We start from the raw sequence: 1,427 nt of genomic DNA on the forward strand, positions 1-1,427 counted from the left end.
AGGAACCGTAAAGGTTGGCGCCGTAGTATCCTCGATGTTTATGGTTTGTGTTTGCGTATTATCGTTTCCACAAGCATCGGTTACTGTCCAAGTTCTTATGAAAGACGATTCGTTAGCACAAGACCCAACAGTCGATGTTCCATCAGTATACGTCGCTTCTAATGTGTTAGTATCACAATTATCAGCTTCGTCAGTTACATCACCAGTCAACGTTAAGTCGTTTACATCTTCATCACATTCTAAAGTCACTTCAGCAGGAACCGTAAAGGTTGGTGCCGTGGTATCCTCGATGTTTATGGTTTGTGTTTGCGTATTATCGTTTCCACAAGCATCGGTTACTGTCCAAGTTCTTACAAATGAAGACGCGTTAGCACAAGATCCGGCAGTCGATGTTCCATCAGTATACGTCGCTTCTAATGTGTTAGTATCACAATTATCAGCTTCGTCAGTTACATCACCAGTCAACGTTAAGTTGTTTACATCTTGATCACATTCTAAAGTGACTGCAGCAGGAACCGTAAAGGTTGGTGCCGTGGTATCCTCGATGTTTATGGTTTGTGTTTGCGTATTATCATTTCCACAAGCATCCGTTACTGTCCAAGTTCTTATGAAAGACGATTCGTTAGCACAAGATCCGGCAGTCGATGTTCCATCAGAATACGTCGCTTCTAATGTGTTAGTATCACAATTATCAGCTTCGTCAGTTACATCACCAGTCAACGTTAAGTTGTTTACATCTTGATCACATTCTAAAGTCACTGCAGCAGGAACCGTAAAGGTTGGTGCCGTGGTATCCTCGATGTTTATGGTTTGTGTTTGCGTATTATCGTTTCCACAAGCATCCGTTACTGTCCAAGTTCTAATAAAAGAAGACGCGTTAGCACAAGATCCGGCAGTCGATGTTCCATCAGTATACGTCGCTTCTAATGTGTTAGTATCACAATTATCAGCTTCGTCAGTTACATCACCAGTTACTGTTAAGTTGTTTACATCTTGATCACATTCTAAAGTCACTGCAGCAGGAACCGTAAAGGTTGGCGCCGTAGTATCCTCGATGTTTATGGTTTGTGTTTGCGTATTATCGTTTCCACAAGCATCGGTTACCGTCCAAGTTCTTATGAAAGACGATTCGTTAGCACAAGATCCGGCAGTCGATGTTCCATCAGAATACGTCGCTTCTAATGTGTTAGTATCACAATTATCAGCTTCGTCAGTTACATCACCAGTCAACGTTAAGTTGTTTACATCTTGATCACATTCTAAAGTCACTGCAGCAGGAACCGTAAAGGTTGGCGCCGTAGTGTCTTCAATATTAATTGTCTGTTCTTGAGTTGTTGTGTTTCCACAAGCATCAATTGCTGTCCAAGTTCTAGTAATAATATAATTACTATCACAAGTTCCAGTTGTAGTTACATCTGTAAAAGAAA

Annotated in this window: 1 pseudogene; it reads right to left on the reverse strand. The window is 41.2% G+C overall.

Annotated features, from left to right (window positions below):
* Nucleotides 1-1,427: pseudogene (locus ES676_RS14840) on the reverse strand (gliding motility-associated C-terminal domain-containing protein); the annotation flags it as partial.

Source organism: Bizionia saleffrena (genome assembly GCF_008086175.1).
Taxonomy (GTDB): Bacteria; Bacteroidota; Bacteroidia; order Flavobacteriales; family Flavobacteriaceae; genus Bizionia; species Bizionia saleffrena.